This window comes from Rhodococcus sp. NCIMB 12038 (assembly GCF_002165735.1).
Taxonomy (GTDB): domain Bacteria; phylum Actinomycetota; class Actinomycetes; order Mycobacteriales; family Mycobacteriaceae; genus Rhodococcus_F.
Genome location: NZ_NHML01000003.1, coordinates 194,992 through 213,780, shown reverse-complemented (window position 1 = coordinate 213,780; position 18,789 = coordinate 194,992). Strand labels below are relative to the sequence as shown.

Genomic DNA, 18,789 nt, shown 5'->3' with positions numbered 1-18,789 from the left:
AGCCACGCTGTGGTTTCGGCGCTCAGGCTATGCGCCCCGTGTTCGAGCGGGTCGGCTCACGGGCTGTGGTGGCGAGCTGCTCGCGGATCAGGCGGAGGGTGATTTCGGGCTGCTCGAACTGGGGTACATGCCCGCAGGCTTGCAGCGTCACCGACCTGGCGGCGGGAACGGCGCTCGTGACGTGACGGGCAAATCGGGCCGGAACGAGTGTGTCGTGGTCGCCCCACAGGAACAGCGCGGACACCTCGAGGACCGCGATCCGGTCCCAGAGGCCGGTCTCCCCGAACGGTTCGTCGAGATACAGGCCGAGCAGCGCCGACCACAGCGCCCGGCGACGGGAGGCATGCCGCAACGACAGCTCCCATTCGTCGGCTGCGGCCTCGTACCAGTGCCGCGGCACCACGCCCGGATCCGCCAGCAGAGCCCGCAGCCCGGCACGGGCCCCCGCGTGGAGAAGGCGCGGCGGCACGGCGAGGGGAAGGCGCGCCACATCCAGCGGAAGCACCCGGGCCAGTGAGGTCAGTCGGCGCCGGTGACGGAAGGCCATCGCCGGGCACAGCAGCACCAACCCGGTCACAGCGTCCGGGTCGCGCAGTGCGAGTTCGAGTGCGACGCGGCCGCCGAGAGAGTGTCCTATCAGCGCGGCACCGCGGGCGTCGACCGCATCGAGGAAAGCCCGCAACCAGCGATGCAACTGTTCGGGGGTGTAACGCCAGGCCGGGGCCGCCGAGGATCCGAACCCGGGAAGATCGGGGCAGATCACACGATGGTCCGATGCGAGGTCGGCCAGCACCGGCAGCATGGAGGAGTTGTTTGCGCCGAGACCGTGCAGCAGCACCACCGGCCGTTGGTCCGGGTCACCCGCTTCGAGGTAAGCCGTGCGCACCCCGTAGGCGCTGGTCTCGCGGGCGCGTGCCCGCGTCGGCAATTCGACGTCGGGCGCGAACGTACCGCCGATCGCGAGGACCGTTGTCATGCTGCCGCGGATCACGAGTGCTCCGGACAGGAAGGCGTCGGCCACGCTGATGCGGCCCGCGAGCAGGTCGCCGAGCGTGGCCGCGTCGGTGCGGACGGTGCTGGTCGGGTGTGCAACCCCGCCGCGTCGGTACGTGACGGTGCCTTCGTCGATGCGGACGGTCCATGTGCCGTGGTCGGTGATGTCCAGGTTCATCGTGACCCGCCGGTGGCCGAGCGCGCTGCGGGTGACATCGCGTGGCAGATACTGGGCGAGACAGATTTCCGGATCACAGCTCACGGGTGAGCGTGCCATGGTCATGACCACTCCTTACCGCTCCGATACCCACCGGTCCAGGTCGGATCGCTGAGGAGGCACTCCCTCGTGAGAAGTGCATCGGTGCGTTGCTCCTCGGGAACGAAGTTTGTCCGTTCCCTCCTGGTTTCAACGCCGACAAGGCACCGGCTAATCCTCCGGGTCCGCATTTCGGTACGGCCTCCTCGCCACGCGTCCGGCCGAGAACACCACTGCCACGACCACCAGATACGCCGCCCAGATCAGCAGGAACGGACGCAGCCATCCCTCGTCGACCGTCTGCCCCCGGTCCCCGGTCCCCGACGCAATACAACGCAAAGTTGGTGGAAATCCCGTCGCCGCCGCGGCGCGGGCTCCACACCCAACTCCACCGGTCCGGTCACAGCCGCTGCACCTCGATCACGACCGCGGTGACTCGACCATCACCGTAGGCCATAGCCCCTCGGTCCTGTTCACCGAAAATACCCGCCACTGCTCCCCCATCGAATCCGGTGTGCGCGAGGGCATCATCCACCAGCGCCTCGACACGACCCAGCGCCGGAACGTCGCCGAGCCGGAACGCCCGCGCATCGAGATCTTCCAAGGCGGAGACCATCACCGGACTGGCTTCGCTCAACGACTCGCCGTCAAAGGTGTACCGGTCGAGCTGATCCGGTTTCGCCGGGTTCCGGACTGTCACATCCAGTGTCTCGACCGGCGCCACATCGACACTCGTCACCTGCACGTCTGTAACGCGGTACCGGGCGGCAAGCTCCGCCAGCCCCTCACGGACGAGGGCGTTCGTCATGCCCCCGCCACGTGTCCGCATCGCAGCATCGAAATCCGCTCGATCAACAGCCCCGGAAACCCCTTCCTCACAGCGGCCGACGGGACGACAATTTCCGTTATGGACGTCACCGAGCGGCAACACATCGACGTGGTGCGCGCACACCTCATCCAGCGATACCAATACGTCGACCCCGGCCGGGTCGAGAATGCGGTCGAGACCGCCCATCATCGATTCGACAGCTGCCGGATCCGGGACTTCGTGCCCCTGCTCGTCGAACGCGCTGCGGTGAAGGCACTCGACAAATCCCTGACAATCGCGCCGTCCAGCGCGTACCCGAGAGTGCACGAGTCGCCCTAGGCCTCACACTGCTCCGACGGCGGGAACCCGCCGCGACTCCCACAATCCACGGACCTGCGTGCCTGCGTGCCTGCGTGAGGTCCGGTGTCGGTGGTGTCGACGGAAACCACGATCCTCACGGGCGCGGTGTGCTCTGCTGGGGACCACAGAGGCCGGGAGGTGGGACGTGCGAGCTGAGGTCGGCGGGCTGGCGCCGATGAGCCCGACCGAGGCGATGTTCTTGCTGTTCGAATCCCCGTCGCACCCGATGCACGTGGCCACGCTGGCCCTGTTCGATCCCCCGAACGACACCGCACCCGGTGCCCACGCCGCCGACATGGTCGAGCGCCTGCACGCGAACACCGAGGCCTCCGAGCTGTTCCGCAAATTGCCCATCCGCCCCCTACACGGGTATCCGTGGTGGCGGTCGGAAAGGGTCGTCGATCTGGGCTACCACGTGCGGCACAGCGCCGTTCCCGGCGACGGCACCATGGCCGAGCTGCTGCGGCTGGTCTCGCAGATGCACTCGATCCCGCTCGATCCGCAGCACCCGATGTGGGAGATGCACGTCATCGAGGGCCTCACCGACGGGCGCACCGCCGTGTACACGAAATTTCACCTGTCCCTGACCGACGGCGCCTCCGGGATGCGGCTGCTGCACCGTACGCTCTCGGTCGATCCGGACAGCCGGGACTGCCCGGCGCCGTGGAGCCCGTCCGTCGCGGCACCTGCTCCACATCAGTCACTGAACCCCCGCGGAGTGCTGTGGTCCGGCCTGGGCATCACGCGGGAGATGGCCGCCGCCGTCCCTACTCTGGTCCGCGCCGGCTACCACGGCCTGACCGAGGAGACTCTCACGCTGCCTCTGCAGTCCCCGCCGACGATCTTCAACGCCCCAACCGGCCGCGCCCGAAAAGTCGCCGCCCGATCCTGGCCCCTGAAACGGCTGCGCCGACTCGCCGCCTGCACCGGCGCACCGTTGGACGTAGTGGTGTTGACGATGTGCGCGGGAGCGCTCCGCACGTATCTCCTCGACCAATACGCCCTTCCCGACGCGCCTTTGACCGCGATGCTCCCCGTCCCGCTCGACCTCGGCGAGGGCCCCACCATCGGGCCGGGCGGCGACCGTGGGATCGGGGCAATGGTGGTGTCCCTGGCCACCGACGAAGGCGACCCACTCGCCCGCCTGAACCGGATCGCCGACTCCGTAGCGCACACCAGCGGAGTTGTCGCCGCCCTGAGCCGTACCCAATTTCAACTGATCAGTGCCCTGACATTGAGCCCGATCATGCTCGACCCGGTCCGCCGGGTCCTCGACGACATCCCGCCGCCGTTCAACGTGATGATCTCCTTCACCCCGGGACCGACCCGGCCGCGGTATTGGAACGGCGCCCATCTGGACGCCGTCTACCCGATCCCGACCCTCGCGCGTGGCCAGGCGCTGAGCATCACACTGACCAGCCGTTCCGGGCAGTTGCACGTCGCGGTGGTCGGCGACCGCACCGCGGTCCCCCACCTGCATCGGATCATCGGCCACCTCGACACCGCACTGACCGATCTCGACACGGCGGTCGGTGCGGCCTCCCCGTGACGCCGACGGCGCATTACGCGAATGGTCCCCCACGCACGGTCATCGGCGGCGTTCGGGCTCCGGTGCGATGGGATTGCCCTGCCAGCGGGTCGAGTCGGGCACTCGATCCCCGCGCATCACGAGAGATGCCGGTCCGACTCGGGGAGGGCACATCGAGCGTGCCGTCCGCAAGCTGGGGTCCGGTTCACCTCTCCCACAACGAGACCACGACGTCCGGGTGCACGGCACTCACCTTGGCCAGCACGGACGGCAGCACGTGCGTGCTTGCCGGCATGTCGTATCCGATGTTCAGGGTTCCCGATCGCCCTTCCGCGGTGGCCTTTGCATTCTGCGCGGCCTTCTCCATCCGGAAGACGATCAACCGGGCCTGAGCCTCGAATTCCTCGCCCGCAGAGGTCAACTCGACCTCGTGCGAATTCCGCGCGACGAGTCGCACACCCAGAGACTTCTCGAGCTTCTGCAGTTGCGCACCGAGGGACGGCTGGGTGAGATGCAGCCGTGACGCTGCCCGTCATGAGGACAGATCCCCCGCATAGAGTGACGGCCATGATCGACACCTGGGACGCCGACGCTCCCGGAATACTCCGCCTGCCGTCCGGGCGCCTCGTCCGCGGCCGGGGGCTGCGGCGACCGCTCCCCGACGGTCCCCTGCCCGATTACGCCGTCTACCTGCTGGGGCGCACACCGCCTCCGGTGCAGTGGGACTCACGGTGGGTCCGGTGGCCCGATTTCGCGCTGCCCCGGGACCGCCACGACACCCTGGATGCACTGGGCGAGGTGTGGCGCCGCGCCGCGTCCGAGCGGGTGGAGGTGGCATGCGGGGGCGGCCGCGGCCGGACGGGCACCGCGCTCGCCTGCATCGCCGTCCTCGACGGGGTGCCTGCGCGGGACGCCGTCGCGTACGTCCGGCAGCACTATCACCGGCACGCGGTCGAGACGCCATGGCAGCGGCGGTATGTCGGACGGTTCACCACCGCATCCTCCTGACCCCCCGACCCGTACGACACGAGAACGCCGACGGCCCCGCACGAGATTCGTGCGGGGCCGCCGGCGTGATGACCGGGAGAAGGCTACTTCTCGGCAGCCGCCTCTTCGCTCTGCTCGGCCGGAGCCGCAGCACCGTCTTCCTCGACAGGGATCAGCGAGATCTTGCCGCGGTTGTCGATGTCGGCGATCTCGACACGCAACTTCGAGCCGACACTCACGACGTCCTCGACCTTGGCGATGCGCTTGCCGCTGCCCAGCTTCGAGATGTGCACCAGCCCGTCGCGGCCGGGGAGGAGCGACACGAACGCACCGAAGGCGGTGGTCTTGACGACCGTCCCCAGGAAGCGCTCGCCGACCTTCGGCAGCTGCGGGTTGGCGATGGCGTTGATCATGTCGATCGCGGCCTGCGCGGACGGGCCGTCCGTCGCACCGACGAACACGGTGCCGTCATCTTCGATGGAGATGTTGGCGCCGGTCTGCTCGGTGATGGAGTTGATCATCTTGCCCTTGGGGCCGATGACCTCACCGATCTTGTCGACGGGAACCTTGATGGCCGTGACGCGCGGGGCGAACGGGCTCATCTCGTCGGGGGTGTCGATGGCCTCGGCCATGACCTCGAGGATGGTCGCCCGTGCGTCCTTGGCCTGCGACAGCGCGCCGGCGAGGACCTTGGACGGGATGCCGTCGAGCTTCGTGTCCAGCTGCAGCGCCGTGACGAAGTCCTTCGTGCCCGCGACCTTGAAGTCCATGTCGCCGAACGCGTCCTCGGCACCGAGGATGTCGGTGAGCGCGACGTACCGGGTCTCACCGTCGACCTGGTCGGAGACGAGGCCCATGGCGATACCGGCGACGGGAGCCTTCAACGGCACACCGGCGTTGAGCAGCGCGAGCGTCGACGCGCACACGGAGCCCATCGAGGTGGAGCCGTTGGAGCTGAGGGCCTCCGAGACCTGACGGATGGCGTACGGGAATTCCTCGACGCTGGGCAGCACGGGCATGAGTGCCCGCTCCGCCAGCGCGCCGTGACCGATCTCGCGGCGCTTCGGCGAACCGACGCGTCCGGTCTCACCGGTGGAGTACGGCGGGAAGTTGTAGTGGTGCATGTACCGCTTGGACGTCTCGGGTCCGAGCGAATCGACCTGCTGCGCCATCTTCACCATGTCGAGGGTGGTGACACCCAGGATCTGGGTCTCGCCGCGCTCGAACAGGGCGGAGCCGTGTGCACGCGGAACGATGGCGACCTCGGCCGACAGCGAACGGATGTCCGTGATGCCGCGGCCGTCGATGCGGAACTGGTCGCGCAGGATGCGCTGACGGACCAGCTTCTTCGTCAGCGAGCGGAATGCCGCGCCGAGTTCCTTCTCGCGTCCCTCGAAGTTCGGGGCGACCTGCTCGAGGACCTCGACCTTGACCTCGTCGGTCTTGTCGTCGCGCTCCTGCTTGCCGGCGATGGTCAGTGCCGCGCTGAGCTTCTCCGCTGCGGCGGCCTCGACGGCGGCGAACACGTCGTCCTGGTACGCCGGGAAGACGGGGAAGTCACCGGTGGGCTTGGACGCCTTCTCCGCGAGCTGCTGCTGCGCGGTGCACAGGCGAGCGATGAACGGCTTGGCGGCCTCGAGGCCCTCGGCGACGATCGTCTCGGTGGGAGCCTGTGCGCCGCCGTCGATCAGGGAGATCACGTTGTCTGTGGCCTCGGCCTCGACCATCATGATCGCGACGTCGGCGTCGTCACCGCTGCCGGAGACGATGCGGCCTGCGACGACCATGTCGAAGACGGCGTTCTCGAGCTGATCGACGGTGGGGAAGGCAACCCACTGGCCGGCCTTGTTGTCGTCCGACGTGATGAGTGCGACGCGCACGCCACCGACGGGGCCGGAGAACGGCAGTCCGGCGATCTGGGTGGAGGCGGACGCGGCGTTGATCGCGACCACGTCGTACAGGTCCTGCGGGTTCAGGCTCATCACCGTGACGACGACCTGGATCTCGTTGCGCAGACCGTCGACGAACGACGGGCGCAGCGGCCGGTCGATCAGGCGGCAGGTCAGGATCGCGTCCGTGGAGGGGCGGCCCTCACGACGGAAGAACGAGCCGGGGATACGGCCCGCGGCGTACATGCGCTCCTCGACGTCCACCGTCAGGGGGAAGAAGTCGAAGTGCTCCTTGGGATGCTTGCTGGCGCTCGTCGCGGACAGCAGCATCGTCTCGTCGTCCAGGTAGGCGACGACGGCGCCGGCGGCCTGCTGTGCGAGGCGACCGGTCTCGAAACGAATGGTGCGGGTTCCGAAGGACCCGTTGTCGATCACGGCGGTGGATTCGAACACGCCCTCATCGACCTCTACTGCGGAATTCTCTGACATCTCTTCTTTTCACTTCCCTCTCGTCTTCGCCGTACCCGCGGGGGCGTTCTCACCCTCCTGGCGAGAACTGCGCACCTGAGGGACATCCCCCTCTCGAGTTCTCGGGATGTCACTGTGCGGAGGCGGTCGTCGATCGAAGTCCGCCGGACCGTGTCCGGAAGACCACTACCGAAGACCGACACCACATTCTCGGGTGCATACGGTAGTGCTGCCCTCGGCAGCTAACACCGATAGCCAGCGAGGCCCAGTCTAAGCAAGGCCCCGCCGGCTACCGGAGTGATTTGCGATCGAAATGATCGCTGTTTGCGAAACTCAGCGACGCAGGCCGAGACGCTCGATCAGCGAGCGGTAACGCGCGATGTCGACCTTCTGGACGTACTTGAGCAGACGACGACGGCGTCCGACCAGCAGCAGGAGGCCGCGGCGGGAGTGGTGGTCGTGCTTGTGCATCTTGAGGTGTTCAGTGAGATCGACGATGCGCTTGGTGAGCATGGCCACCTGCGCCTCCGGCGAACCGGTGTCGGTCTCGTGCAGGCCGTACTCGCTCAGAACCTGCTTCTTTTCTTCGGTGGTCAATGCCACTTGTTCACTCCTGGTGATGACGTTCGCGTGCAAGGATCGAAACTCGGCGCGGCCGCCGCGAACCGCAGCGCACGCCAGCGGTCTACTTTACCAGCTGAAATGCGAGCGCTTTACCGCACGTCCTCCGACGCCGCCAGGATCGCGCGGGCGCGTTCGGCGTCCTTGCCCATCGCGACGATGAGGTCGTCGACGGAATCGAACTTCTCCATCCCCCGGAGACGTTCGACGAGGTCGACGGCCACGTGCTGGCCGTACAGGTCGGCTTCCCGGTCGAGGACGAAGGCCTCCACGGTGCGCGTCCGCCCGGAGAACGTGGGATTGGTGCCCACCGACACGGCAGCCATGTACCGCTCGCCGGACGTGACGGTGCCCAGGTCGACTCCGTGCCCGAGCACGGTGAACCAGGCGGCGTACACGCCGTCCGCGGGGATCGCGGCGTACATCGGCGGCGCGACGTTCGCGGTCGGGTACCCGAGCTGCCGTCCACGACCGTCGCCGTGGACGACGACGCCCTCGACGCGGTGCGGGCGCCCGAGGGCCTCCGTCGCGGCGGCCATGTCACCGGCGTCCACGCAGGAGCGGATGTAGGTGGACGAGAACGTGACCGCGTGCTCCGCGAGCAGTGTCACACCGTCGACCGCGAACCCGAACCGGTCGCCGATCTGCCGCAGCAGGTCGACGTTGCCCGCGGCCTTCTTGCCGAACGTGAAGTTCTCACCGACGACGACATCCGCCACGTGCAGGCGCTCCACGAGGATCTCGTGGGCGTACCGCTCGGGCGTCAGCTTCATGAATTCGGCGGTGAACGGCATGACACAGAACACGTCTATGCCCAGCTCCTCCGCGAGCTCCGCCCTGCGGGCGAGCGTCGTGAGCTGGGCGGGATGACTGCCCGGACGAACCACTTCCATCGGATGAGGATCGAAAGTCATGAGCACGCTGGGTATTCCACGCGTGCGGGCAGCCGCCACCGCTCGACTGATCAATTGGGCGTGACCTCGGTGCACGCCATCGAATACGCCGATCGTGAGAACACAACGACCCCAGTCGGCAGGAACCTCGTCGAGACCACGCCATCTCAGCACGAGTGGCAGCCTACGGTGCCGCGCGCCGATGTTCATCTTCGGACCGCCTGTCCGGCGGTCGGGCGTGGCGGGGAAACGTCACGACCTCGCGGTTCACGGTCGTCGGTAACGCCCCCCGGGGACGGATCAGGTGTGTCGATGTGTCTCGCCGGTAAGACTTGCCTAAGCTCGGGGGCGTGGCCGTGAACAAGAATGACCAGAGCGTGACCGAGGACTCGACCTCCGAGACCGGGGCGCTCTCGGCAGTGGCGCAGGACTACCTGAAGGTCATCTGGACCGTTCAGGAGTGGTCGCAGGAGCGGGTGTCGACGAAACTGCTCTCCGAGAAGATCGGGGTGTCGGCGTCCACCGTGTCGGAGGCCATCCGGAAACTGTCCGACCAGGGCCTCGTCGATCACGCCCGCTACGGGTCGATCGCCCTGACCGAGGCGGGTCGCGTCGCCGCCGTCGGGATGGTCCGCAGGCACCGCCTCATCGAGACGTACCTGGTGCACGAACTCGGGTACGGCTGGGACGAGGTGCACGACGAGGCGGAGGTGCTCGAGCACGCCGTCTCGGATCTGATGATCTCCCGGATGGACGCCAAGCTCGGTCATCCCGAACGTGATCCGCACGGCGATCCGATCCCCGCGGTCGACGGGTCGGTGCCCACTCCCCCGGCACGGCAGCTCAGCGACTTCGTCAACGGTGAGAGCGGCCGCATCGCCCGCATCTCGGACTCCGACCCGGCCATGCTGCGGTACTTCGACTCGGTGGGTGTGGCACTGGACGTCACGGTGACGGTGCTGGAGCGACGCGACTTCGCCGGCACCGTGTCGGTCCGGATCGGCGTCCAGGAAGACACCGTCGAGCTCGGAAACCCCGCAGCCCAGGCCATCTGGCTGGTGTGAGCGGCTACCTCAGGGTCGCGGGACGGACCACCATCACCGAACTCGCCCGCTTTCCCCGCTCCTGGAGCAGCGCGATGGTGTGCCCGCTCGGATCGATCGCGGCGTAGACGCCCTTGATGCCGATCGGCTCGAGCCAGCGACCCTGACTGATCGCTTCGGCTTCGTCCGCGTCGACCTGCCGGTGCGGGAACGCGGTCTGCGCGGCGGCGTCGATGTCGAGACTGACACCCGGCTCCTCGGCCAGCTGTTCCAGCGTGCGCGCGTGCTCGAGCGTGAACGGACCCACCCGGGTCCGTCGCAGCGACGTGAGATGCCCGCCGACGCCGATCAACGCGATCCCCAGATCACGTGCGAGAGCGCGCACATAGGTTCCGGACGAACATTCCACCTCGACGTCGAGGTCGACGAACGTGCCCTCGGTGCGCCTGGCGATCACCTCGAACCGGGACACCGTGACCGACCGGGGCGCGAGTTCGAACTCCTCCCCCGCCCGGATCAGCGCGTGCGCCCGCCGGCCGTCCACCTTGATGGCGCTCACGCTCGACGGGATCTGCTGGATGTCCCCGGTGAGGGTGCGCACCTGCGCCGCGATCTCCTCGTCCCTCACACCGGAAGCATCCGCCGACGCGACGACGTCACCCTCGGCGTCGTCGGTGGTGGTGGCCTGCCCCAACCGGATCGTGGCCGTGTACGCCTTGGTGGTGAGCGCGAGAAGCCCCAGCAGCTTCGTCGCCCGCTCGATACCGAGCACCAGCACCCCGGTGGCCATCGGGTCCAGAGTGCCCGCGTGGCCGACCTTCCGGGTGCCGAGCAGCTTGCGGCACCGGGCCACCACGTCGTGGCTGGTGACGCCCGCGTCCTTGTCGACGATGAGCAGTCCGGCGCCGACGAGACCGGAAGAGGGCTTTTCACGTGCAGACACGAGGCCCGATTCTGCCAGCCGCCGTCACGGCACCGAAATCAGTGCACCGCAATGGCGGTGATGATGAGTCCGTCGGACACCATCCACCGTCCGTCGAACGAGGCCAGCGGCGGTCCGTCGACGGTCTCCCCGGAGATGAGGAGATCCGAATGGAACGTGCCCGTGCCATCGCCGGACGCCTCGAACGTGATGTGCGCGTCCTCGAACCCGAGCCACCGGGCGGTCAGCGGGAACCATGCCTTGTACGTGGCTTCCTTGGCGCAGAACAGCAGCCTGTCCCGGTGCACCGGATCACCGGTAGCCGAGCGCCACTGCCCGGAGTCCGCCGCACCCGACAGCCAGTCGCGTTCGGCGGGCAGGCTCACCGCGTCCAGCACCCCGTCGGGCAGCGCGTCGTGCGGTTCGGCGTCGATGCCGACGGACCGCACCTGCATCGCGTAACCGAGCGCCGCGCCGCGGTAACCGTCGCAGTGAGTGAGGCTCCCCACCACCCCGCGCGGCCACACGGGGGAACCCTTGTCGCCCCGCAGAACAGGGGCCTGGTCCACACCCAGCTTCGTCATCGCCAGGCGGGCGCAGTGACGTGCGGTGGTGAATTCGCGTCGCCGCTTCTCCACCGCCCGCCCGATCAGCGCCTCCTCCTGCGGGTGCGGACGCAACCCCGCCGGATCCTCGAACAGTTCCGAGGACACCACACCGGCAGGCAGAATTCTCTCGATCACAGAGCCCCCCTCGCCCGCATCTTCTCCACTTCGGCTTCCTGTTCGGGAGTGACCTTGAAATGGCCGCCCCATTTGTTCAGCGTGCCCGGCGGATACTCCGGCACCGGGAGGATCTGCCGCAGCAGATTGTCCGGCAGCCCCCGCCGCTGCCACTCCCGCGGATAACCGAGCGACACCTCCTCGAACCGCACCCCGTCGTAGTAGGTGGTGCGCGGAATGTGCAGATGCCCATACACGGCACAGACGGCGTTGTACCGGGTGTGCCAGTCCGCGGTCAGTTCGGTGCCGCACCACAGGGAGAACTCCGGATACCACAGCACCTGCGTCGGCTGACGCACCAACGGGAAGTGGTTGATCAGAACCGTGCGGGTGCCGGCGGGCAGGGCGTCCAGCCGCGCCTTCGTCGTCTCGACGCGGTTGCGGCACCACGCGTCCCGGGTTCCGTACGGTTCGCTCGACAGCAGGAATTCGTCCGTGGCCACCACGTTCTTCTCCCGCGCGATCGCGAGGCCCTCCTCCTTCGTGGTGGCGCCGTCGGGCAGGAACGTGTAGTCGTACAGCAGGAACATCGGGACCAGCGTCACCGGGCCGTCCTCCGCCTCCCACACCGGGAACGGGTCCTCGGGGGTGATGACCCCGATCTCGCGGCACATGGTGACCAGATAGTCGTAGCGGGCGGCGCCGTGGATCTGCACCGGGTCCTTCGCCGTCGTCCACAGTTCGTGGTTGCCCGGAACCCAGATGACCTGCGCGAAACGACTGCGCAGAAGTTTCAGCGCCCACCGGATGTCGTCGGTCTTCTCCGAGACGTCCCCGGCGACGATCAGCCAGTCCTCGGGCGAGTCCGGGTAGATGTCCTCGGTGATCGGACGGTTTCCCCGGTGCCCCACATGGGTGTCGCTCACCGCCATCAGTTTGGGTGCCACGTCAACCACCTTTCCGATCGTGCTCCGCCGCCGGACCGCTGTCCGATCCGTGCCGTGCCTGCAGGTCGGCCCCGACCACTGCCCAGCGGCCCGTTCCGACCCGCCACACGACCGCAAGCATCCGAAGAATTAAGAACACCGTCAGGCCCGTCCAGATTCCCCCCAGGCCCCAGTCGTTCAGCATCGACAGCCAGATCAGTGGCAGGAACCCGGCCAGCGCGCAGGCCAGCGTGGCGTTCCGGAGGAAGGCGACGTCCCCGGCCCCGAGCAGCACGCCGTCGAGCGCGAACACGACGCCGGCCACCGGCATGATCGCGACGAAGAACCACCAGGCGACCGCCATCTCGTCGAGAACGGCCCGGTCGGAGGTGAACAGTTCGGGGATCACGCCGTGGCCGAGGGCGAAGACCAGGGCGAGTCCGGTCGCGAAGATCGTGGACCATCGGGTGATGCGCCACGACAGTCGCGTCGCGCCGGCGGCGTGCCCGGCGCCCAGTGCGGCACCGACGAGCGCCTGTGCGGCGATCGCCAGGGAGTCGAGGGTGAGGGCCACGAGGTTCCACAGCTGCAGCACCACCTGGTGGGCGGCGACCGCAGCGGCGCCGAACCGGGACGCGACGGCGGCGGCCGAGAGGAAGCACGCCTGGAACGCCAGGCTCCGCAGGATTAGGTCGCGGCCGAGAACCATCTGAGCCCGCATGACGTGCCACCGCGGCCGCAACGGCACCCGCTCCACCACCAGCGCCCCGACGAACAGACTCGCGGACACAGCCTGCCCGATCACGTTCGCGACCGCCGAGCCCTCGAGTTCCAGCCGCGGCGCGCCCCACAATCCGTGCACCAGCACGGGGCAGGCGACAGCGGACACGACGAGACCGGCGATCACGAATCGCAGGGGCCGCACCGTGTTCTGCACACCGCGCATCCAGCCGTTGCCTGCCATCGCGATCAGGATCAGCGGGGCGCCGAACACGGCGATCCGCAACCAGCTCCCGGCGGCCGCGGCGATGTCGGAGCCGCCGGCGATCGCCGACGTGACCGGCCGTCCGAACAGGTGGACCAGCGCGATCACCACCGCGCCGATGCCCAGCGCCAGCCACGTGGCCTGCACGCCCTCCCGGACCGCGCCGCGCTCGTCGCCGGCGCCGTGCATGCGGGACGCGCGCGCCGTCGTGCCGTAGGACAGGAACGTCAGCTGGGTGCTGACCTGAGCGAGGATCAGACCGCCGACGGCAAGACCCGCGAGCGCCAGCGCACCCAGCCGGCCGACGACGGCGATGTCGAAAAGCAGATAGATCGGTTCGGCCGCGAGCACACCGAGCGCCGGCAACGCCAGCCCGAACACCGTCCGGGCGGTCGCGTCGCCCGTGATCTCCGAAACCTCAGCCAACGATTTCGGACCTCAGCCGAGCGATTCGACGAGCGCGGTCACGATCTCGTCCGCCGAAGTCACGGCCGTGTAGCCGGCAGCGAACCGGTGACCGCCGCCGCCGAGGTACCCGGCGACGATCGAGACGTCCACGTCGGACTTCGACCGCAGCGACACCGAATACGTGCCGTCGGCCGCCTCCTTGAGGACCGCCGCGACCTCCGCCTCGGACGTCGTCCGGACGATGTCGATGACGCTCTCGATCTCCTCCGAGCGCAGATCCCCGACGTAGGCCTGCCGGATGACGGCGTAGACGAGTCCACGCCCGCCCGCCGCCTCGGGGACGAGCGTCGCCGACCCGAGCACCGACGACAACATCGGCAGCCACCCGAACGGGTGGGTGTCGAGCAGGCGACGGGCGATGCGGGCTCCATCGATGCCGGTGGCGAGGAGCCGCTCCGCGAGAGTGTGCGTGCCGGGCTGCACCCAGCGGAACGAACCGGTGTCGGTCACGAGACCCGCGTACAGGCAGTGCGCGAGATCGGCGTCGATGTCCACACCCCACACGTCGAACATCTGCGCCACGACCGCTGTCGTCGACTCCGCCGACTCGTCGATCAGGTTCATGCGACCGAACCGGGTGTTGGACCGGTGGTGATCGATGACGAGGGTCTCCCCCGCGTTCGCGAGCCGGTCGGCGAGCTTCCCGAGACGTCCGGCGCTGCCGCAGTCGACGGTGACGAGCAGATCGACATTGCGGCGCACCTGGTCCGCCGGCACCAGCAGGTGAGTGCCCGGCAGTTCCCGCATCGACTCCGGCAGTTCGTCGGGCGCGCCGAACGCGACCTGCACCGGAATCCCTTTGCGCTCGAGCACCAATGCCAGGGCGAGTCCACTGCCGATCGTGTCGGCATCGGGTTGGACGTGGCACAGAATCGTCACCGACGTCGCGTTCTCGAGAACGGCGACCGCCTGCGGCAGAAACACCTCGTGGCGATCGAGATCAGACAGGGACGTCTCCTGAGTGTGGGTCATGTCGGTTCGTGTCAGTCCGCCTGGCGGGAACGGGACGGCTCGTCGACTTCGGCGTCGTCCGCGTCCTCGACTCGGGGTTCCTTGTACGGATCGGGGTCACCGGCCGGCGACGCACCGGCCGCGACCCGCGCGACCTCGTCGTCGGCGGCGCGGGCGCGGGCGAGGAGTTCCTCCATGTGCCGTGCCGTGTCGGGGACCGTGTCCGCGACGAACGTCAGCGTCGGCGTGAACCGGACTCCGGTGCCTGCACCCACCTTCGAGCGCAGAACGCCCTTCGCCTTCTCCAGTCCCGCGGCCGCGGACACGAGGTCCGGTTCGGACTCGAGGTCGGCGCCCATCACGGTGTAGTAGACGGTGGCGTCGTGGAGGTCGGCCGTCACCTTGGTATCGGTGATCGTGACGAACGCCAGGCGAGGGTCCTTGATTTCGTGGTCGATCGCCGTCGCGACGATCGTGCCGATGCGCTTGGCGAGTTTTCGTGCCCGGGCGGGATCCACCATGACAATCAGACTCCTCTCCCTGGCCGCTCGATAAGTTGTGAAGTTGCGGTGTAGCTGTAGTTCATTCTGCACGCCGGGCCGCGGACGCGGCGGGCGGGCAGGGCGCTCCGAATCAGTCCTCGGGGCCGAAAATCCTTCGCCGGACCGCAAGGAGTTGCAGTTCCGGCATCCCGGCGACGTGCCGTTCGCACGTGTCGAGCACCTCGTGTACGTGATCGACCGCCGAACTCGCCATCGTGACGCCGAGCATCGACCGGCGGTACCGATCCTGTTCCCCGGTCTCCGCCGCCGAGACGCCGTAACGTCGCAGCTCCGCCAGAACCGGTTTGACCATTGCACGCTTCTCTTTGAGAGATCGCACGTCACCGAGCAAGATGTCGAGCTCGAGCGCACCGACGTACAAACTTTCCTCCTTCGGGGAGACGTGCGCTCCCCCGGCCGATCGACTCGGCCGGAGAAGCGCACGCCGGATGACGCTGCTACGTCACCCCAAACGGATGGCGACTAGTCGCGCGGCTTTTCCCGAAGCTCGTAGGCCTCGATGACGTCACCGACCTTGATGTCGGAGTAGGTGAGCGTCAAACCGCACTCGTAACCCTCGCGTACCTCGACAGCGTCCTCCTTCTCCCGCTTCAGCGAGGAGATGGTGACGGTCTCGGCGACAACCGTGTTGTCACGCAGCAGCCGGGCCTTCGCATTGCGACGGATGGTACCCGAGGTGACGAGGCAACCGGCAATGTTGCCGACCTTGGACGAACGGAACATCGCGCGGATCTCCGCCTTGCCCAGCTCGACCTCTTCGTAGATCGGCTTGAGCATGCCCTTGAGAGCCTTCTCGACTTCGTCGATGGCCTGGTAGATCACCGAGTAGTACCGGATGTCGACGCCCTCGCGGTTCGCCAACTCGGTCGCCTTGCCCTCGGCGCGCACGTTGAACCCGATGATGATCGCGTTCGACGCAGCGGCCAGGTTGACGTTGGTCTCGGTGACGCCACCGACACCACGGTCGATGACCCGCAACTGCACCTCGTCGTCGATCTCGATGCCGTGCAGGGCCTCTTCCAAGGCCTCCACGGTTCCCGAGTTGTCGCCCTTGAGGATGAGGTTGAGCTGCGACGTCTCCTTGAGAGCCGAATCCAGGTCCTCGAGGCTGATGCGCTTGCGGCTCTTCGCGGCCAGAGCGTTGCGCTTCCGCGCATTGCGCCGGTCGGCGATCTGACGGGCGATGCGGTCCTCGTCGACCACGAGCAGGTTGTCGCCTGCACCGGGGACCGACGTGAAGCCGACCACCTGGACGGGACGCGAGGGCATGGCCTCGAGCACGTCGTCGCCGTGCTCGTCGACCATGCGGCGCACACGTCCGTATGCGTCGCCGGCCACGATCGAGTCGCCGACCCGCAGCGTTCCGCGCTGGATGAGCACGGTCGCGACGGGGCCGCGTCCACGGTCGAGGTGCGCCTCGATGGCGACACCCTGAGCGTCCATGTCCGGGTTGGCCCGCAGGTCCAGGGCAGCGTCCGCCGTCAACAGCACCGCTTCGAGCAGTGCGTCGATGTTGGTGCCCTGCTTCGCCGAGATGTCGACGAACATGGTGTCTCCGCCGTATTCCTCGGCGACCAGTCCGTACTCGGTGAGCTGCTGCCGGATCTTGTCCGGGTTCGCGCCTTCCTTGTCGATCTTGTTCACCGCGACCACGATCGGCACGTCGGCCGCCTGGGCGTGGTTGATCGCTTCCACCGTCTGCGGCATGACGCCGTCGTCGGCGGCGACGACCAGGATCGCGAGGTCGGTGGCCTTGGCACCACGGGCACGCATGGCCGTGAAGGCCTCGTGACCGGGGGTGTCGATGAACGTCACGAGACGCTCGTTGCCGTCGAGCTCGGTCAGCACCTGGTAGGCACCGATGTGCTGCGTGATGCCGCCGGCTTCGCCCTCACGGACGTTTGCCTTACGGATCGTGTCGAGCAGTCGGGTCTTACCGTGGTCGACGTGGCCCATGACGGTGACCACCGGCGGGCGGGACTCGAGGTCCTCTTCGCCGCCTTCGTCCTCGCCGTAGGTGAGGTCGAAGCTGTCGAGCAGCTCGCGGTCCTCGTCCTCCGGGCTGACGACCTGGACGACGTAGTTCATCTCGCCGCCGAGCAGTTCCAGCGTCTCGTCGTTGACCGACTGGGTCGCCGTCACCATCTCGCCGAGGTTGAACAGTGCCTGCACCAATGCTGCGGGGTTCGCGTCGATCTTCTCCGCGAAGTCCGACAGGGAAGCACCGCGGGCGAGGCGAATGGTCTCGCCGTTGCCACGGGGCAACCGCACGCCGCCGACGGCGGGCGCCTGCATGGAATCGTATTCCTGGCGCTTCTGACGCTTCGACTTGCGACCACGACGCGGGGCGCCACCGGGACGACCGAAGGCACCTGCTGCCGCACCGCGCTGACCGGGGCGTCCACCGCCACCGGGACGACCGCGGAAACCACCTGCGGGTGCTCCGCCACCGGGCGCGCCTGCGCCGGCACCGGGTGCTCCGCCGCCGCGGTATCCACCGCCGCCGCCACCACCGGGACGACCGCCGGGGGCTCCGCCGGGACGGCCGGGACGACCGCCGGGAGCGGGACGTGCCGAACGAGCAGGCATCGCGCCCGGGTTCGGGCGAGGAGGCATCGAGCCGGGGCTCGGACGAGGTCCACCCTGACCCGGTGCCGGACGGGGACCGCCCTGACCGGGAGCCGGACGAGGTCCACCCTGACCGGGAGCCGGACGGGGACCGCCCTGACCCGGTGCGGGACGAGGTCCACCCTGGCCGGGAGCCGGACGGGGTGCACCCGGACGCGGCGCGCCGGGAGCGGGACGGGGTGCCGGACGCTCGGCGGGAGCCGAGGAGTACGGGTTGTTACCGACGCGCGGGGGCTTCGGTCCGGGGCGGGGTCCGCCGGGCTTGGCGCCCGTGGACGGAGCCGCGGGGGCACTGGCGGCCGCCGGGGCGGCCGGGGCTGCGGGTGCGGCCGGAGCCGGGGCAGCCGGGGTCGGGCGACCGGGCTTGGGAGCATTGCTCGCCGGTGCAGCCGGGATGGCTGCGCTCGCTGCGGGTGCGACCGGTGCCGGGGCCTGAGCCTCGGGAGTGGCCGCGGGTGCTGCTGCAGCGGGTGCGGCCGGAGCCGGGGCTGCCGGCTTGGGGCCGGGACGGGGTCCGCCCGGCTTGGCCGAGGTCGCGGGGGTGCTCGGCGCACCCTCGCCGGGCTTGGCAGCCGGACGGGCTGCGGAATCAGCCGACTTCGCCGACGGGAAGGACTCCCGCAGACGCCTGGCGACGGGCGCCTCCACTGTGGAGGACGCCGACTTCACGAACTCGCCCTGCTCCTTGAGCGTTGCGAGTAGTTCTTTACTTGTGACACCGAGTTCTTTAGCCAACTCGTGCACGCGGGCCTTGCCTGCCACTGCTCTCCTCACTGAT

At 68.4% G+C, this 18,789-nt stretch carries 17 protein-coding genes and 1 pseudogene; 4 read left to right on the top strand and 14 right to left on the bottom strand.

Annotated features, from left to right (window positions below; all coding sequences use genetic code 11):
• Positions 1–22: 22 nt before the first annotated feature.
• On the bottom strand, positions 23–1,276 hold the full coding sequence (locus CA951_RS04710; RefSeq protein ID WP_256973326.1) for an alpha/beta fold hydrolase: 1,254 nt from the start codon (positions 1,274–1,276) through the stop codon (positions 23–25).
• A gap of 373 nt (positions 1,277–1,649) precedes the next feature.
• Positions 1,650–2,264, bottom strand: a complete 615-nt coding sequence (locus CA951_RS04705; protein WP_179220110.1) for a hypothetical protein — start codon at positions 2,262–2,264, stop codon at positions 1,650–1,652.
• On the opposite strand from CA951_RS04705, the gene CA951_RS45050 reads away from it, so the two are divergent.
• Both CA951_RS45050 and CA951_RS04695 read left to right on the top strand, forming a co-directional pair.
• The gene (locus CA951_RS45050) at positions 2,157–2,396 is read left to right on the top strand and encodes a three-helix bundle dimerization domain-containing protein (protein WP_087555744.1); all 240 of its coding nucleotides are present in this window, start codon (positions 2,157–2,159) and stop codon (positions 2,394–2,396) included. The two genes, CA951_RS04705 and CA951_RS45050, sit on opposite strands and share 108 nt — an antisense overlap.
• A 196-nt stretch (positions 2,397–2,592) precedes the next feature.
• A complete protein-coding gene (locus CA951_RS04695; protein ID WP_087555743.1) occupies positions 2,593–3,966 on the top strand; it encodes a wax ester/triacylglycerol synthase family O-acyltransferase in 1,374 nt (457 codons plus the stop codon).
• A 184-nt stretch (positions 3,967–4,150) separates the two neighbouring features.
• On the opposite strand, the pseudogene CA951_RS04690 reads toward CA951_RS04695, so the two are convergent.
• Positions 4,151–4,465: pseudogene (locus tag CA951_RS04690) on the bottom strand (LysR family transcriptional regulator); the annotation flags it as partial.
• 47 nt (positions 4,466–4,512) lie between these two features.
• Between CA951_RS04690 and CA951_RS04685 the strand changes: the two are divergent.
• Positions 4,513–4,953, top strand: coding sequence for a protein-tyrosine phosphatase family protein (locus tag CA951_RS04685; protein WP_087555742.1), 441 nt, complete (start codon positions 4,513–4,515; stop codon positions 4,951–4,953).
• A gap of 83 nt (positions 4,954–5,036) precedes the next feature.
• On the opposite strand, the gene CA951_RS04680 is transcribed toward CA951_RS04685, so the two are convergent.
• The 3 genes from CA951_RS04680 to CA951_RS04670 form a co-directional block, all read right to left on the bottom strand.
• Positions 5,037–7,310 (bottom strand): polyribonucleotide nucleotidyltransferase, encoded by a 2,274-nt coding sequence (locus tag CA951_RS04680; RefSeq protein ID WP_087555741.1) that lies wholly within the window; start codon positions 7,308–7,310, stop codon positions 5,037–5,039.
• 312 nt (positions 7,311–7,622) lie between these two features.
• The gene (gene rpsO, locus CA951_RS04675) at positions 7,623–7,892 is read right to left on the bottom strand and encodes a 30S ribosomal protein S15 (RefSeq protein ID WP_015890377.1); all 270 of its coding nucleotides are present in this window, start codon (positions 7,890–7,892) and stop codon (positions 7,623–7,625) included.
• Between the two features lie 110 nt (positions 7,893–8,002).
• A complete protein-coding gene (locus CA951_RS04670; protein WP_025432373.1) occupies positions 8,003–8,977 on the bottom strand; it encodes a bifunctional riboflavin kinase/FAD synthetase in 975 nt (324 codons plus the stop codon).
• Positions 8,978–9,153: 176 nt separating this feature from the next.
• On the opposite strand from CA951_RS04670, the gene CA951_RS04665 reads away from it, so the two are divergent.
• Positions 9,154–9,867 carry a metal-dependent transcriptional regulator gene (locus CA951_RS04665; RefSeq protein ID WP_124392845.1) on the top strand — a complete coding sequence of 238 codons (714 nt, stop codon included), beginning with the start codon at positions 9,154–9,156 and terminating at the stop codon, positions 9,865–9,867.
• Positions 9,868–9,871: 4 nt separating this feature from the next.
• Here the strand turns inward: CA951_RS04665 and truB are convergent, their stop codons facing one another.
• The 8 genes from truB to infB all read right to left on the bottom strand — a co-directional run bounded on the left by truB (position 9,872) and on the right by infB (position 18,773).
• Complete coding sequence (gene truB / locus CA951_RS04660; RefSeq protein WP_087555739.1) at positions 9,872–10,789, bottom strand: tRNA pseudouridine(55) synthase TruB; 918 nt, start codon at positions 10,787–10,789, stop codon at positions 9,872–9,874.
• 38 nt (positions 10,790–10,827) lie between these two features.
• Positions 10,828–11,511 carry a 4'-phosphopantetheinyl transferase Npt gene (gene npt, locus CA951_RS04655; protein ID WP_087555738.1) on the bottom strand — a complete coding sequence of 228 codons (684 nt, stop codon included), beginning with the start codon at positions 11,509–11,511 and terminating at the stop codon, positions 10,828–10,830.
• Positions 11,508–12,437, bottom strand: a complete 930-nt coding sequence (locus CA951_RS04650) for a metallophosphoesterase (RefSeq protein WP_087555737.1) — start codon at positions 12,435–12,437, stop codon at positions 11,508–11,510. The genes npt and CA951_RS04650 overlap by 4 nt, the downstream gene beginning before the upstream one ends.
• 1 nt (position 12,438) lies before the next feature.
• Positions 12,439–13,827 (bottom strand): MATE family efflux transporter, encoded by a 1,389-nt coding sequence (locus CA951_RS04645; protein ID WP_087555736.1) that lies wholly within the window; start codon positions 13,825–13,827, stop codon positions 12,439–12,441.
• Between the two features lie 12 nt (positions 13,828–13,839).
• A complete protein-coding gene (locus CA951_RS04640; RefSeq protein ID WP_087555735.1) occupies positions 13,840–14,841 on the bottom strand; it encodes a bifunctional oligoribonuclease/PAP phosphatase NrnA in 1,002 nt (333 codons plus the stop codon).
• A gap of 11 nt (positions 14,842–14,852) precedes the next feature.
• On the bottom strand, positions 14,853–15,341 hold the full coding sequence (rbfA, locus tag CA951_RS04635; RefSeq protein ID WP_015890370.1) for a 30S ribosome-binding factor RbfA: 489 nt from the start codon (positions 15,339–15,341) through the stop codon (positions 14,853–14,855).
• Between the two features lie 112 nt (positions 15,342–15,453).
• Positions 15,454–15,744, bottom strand: a complete 291-nt coding sequence (locus tag CA951_RS04630) for a DUF503 domain-containing protein (RefSeq protein ID WP_015890369.1) — start codon at positions 15,742–15,744, stop codon at positions 15,454–15,456.
• 101 nt (positions 15,745–15,845) lie between these two features.
• Positions 15,846–18,773: a translation initiation factor IF-2 gene (infB, locus tag CA951_RS04625; RefSeq protein WP_087555734.1), complete on the bottom strand. Its 2,928-nt coding sequence runs from the start codon at positions 18,771–18,773 to the stop codon at positions 15,846–15,848.
• Positions 18,774–18,789 lie beyond the last annotated feature (16 nt).

Excerpts from the sequence above, each read along its gene's own strand:
- CA951_RS04710 (WP_256973326.1), bottom strand. The coding sequence starts at position 1,276 with ATGACCATGGCACGCTCACCCGTGAGCTGTGATCCGGAAATCTGTCTC.
- CA951_RS45050 (WP_087555744.1), top strand. The coding sequence starts at position 2,157 with ATGGACGTCACCGAGCGGCAACACATCGACGTGGTGCGCGCACACCTC.
- CA951_RS04705 (WP_179220110.1), bottom strand. The coding sequence starts at position 2,264 with ATGGGCGGTCTCGACCGCATTCTCGACCCGGCCGGGGTCGACGTATTG.
- CA951_RS04695 (WP_087555743.1), top strand. The coding sequence starts at position 2,593 with ATGAGCCCGACCGAGGCGATGTTCTTGCTGTTCGAATCCCCGTCGCAC.
- CA951_RS04685 (WP_087555742.1), top strand. The coding sequence starts at position 4,513 with ATGATCGACACCTGGGACGCCGACGCTCCCGGAATACTCCGCCTGCCG.
- CA951_RS04680 (WP_087555741.1), bottom strand. The coding sequence starts at position 7,310 with ATGTCAGAGAATTCCGCAGTAGAGGTCGATGAGGGCGTGTTCGAATCC.
- CA951_RS04640 (WP_087555735.1), bottom strand. The coding sequence starts at position 14,841 with ATGACCCACACTCAGGAGACGTCCCTGTCTGATCTCGATCGCCACGAG.
- rbfA (WP_015890370.1), bottom strand. The coding sequence starts at position 15,341 with ATGGTGGATCCCGCCCGGGCACGAAAACTCGCCAAGCGCATCGGCACG.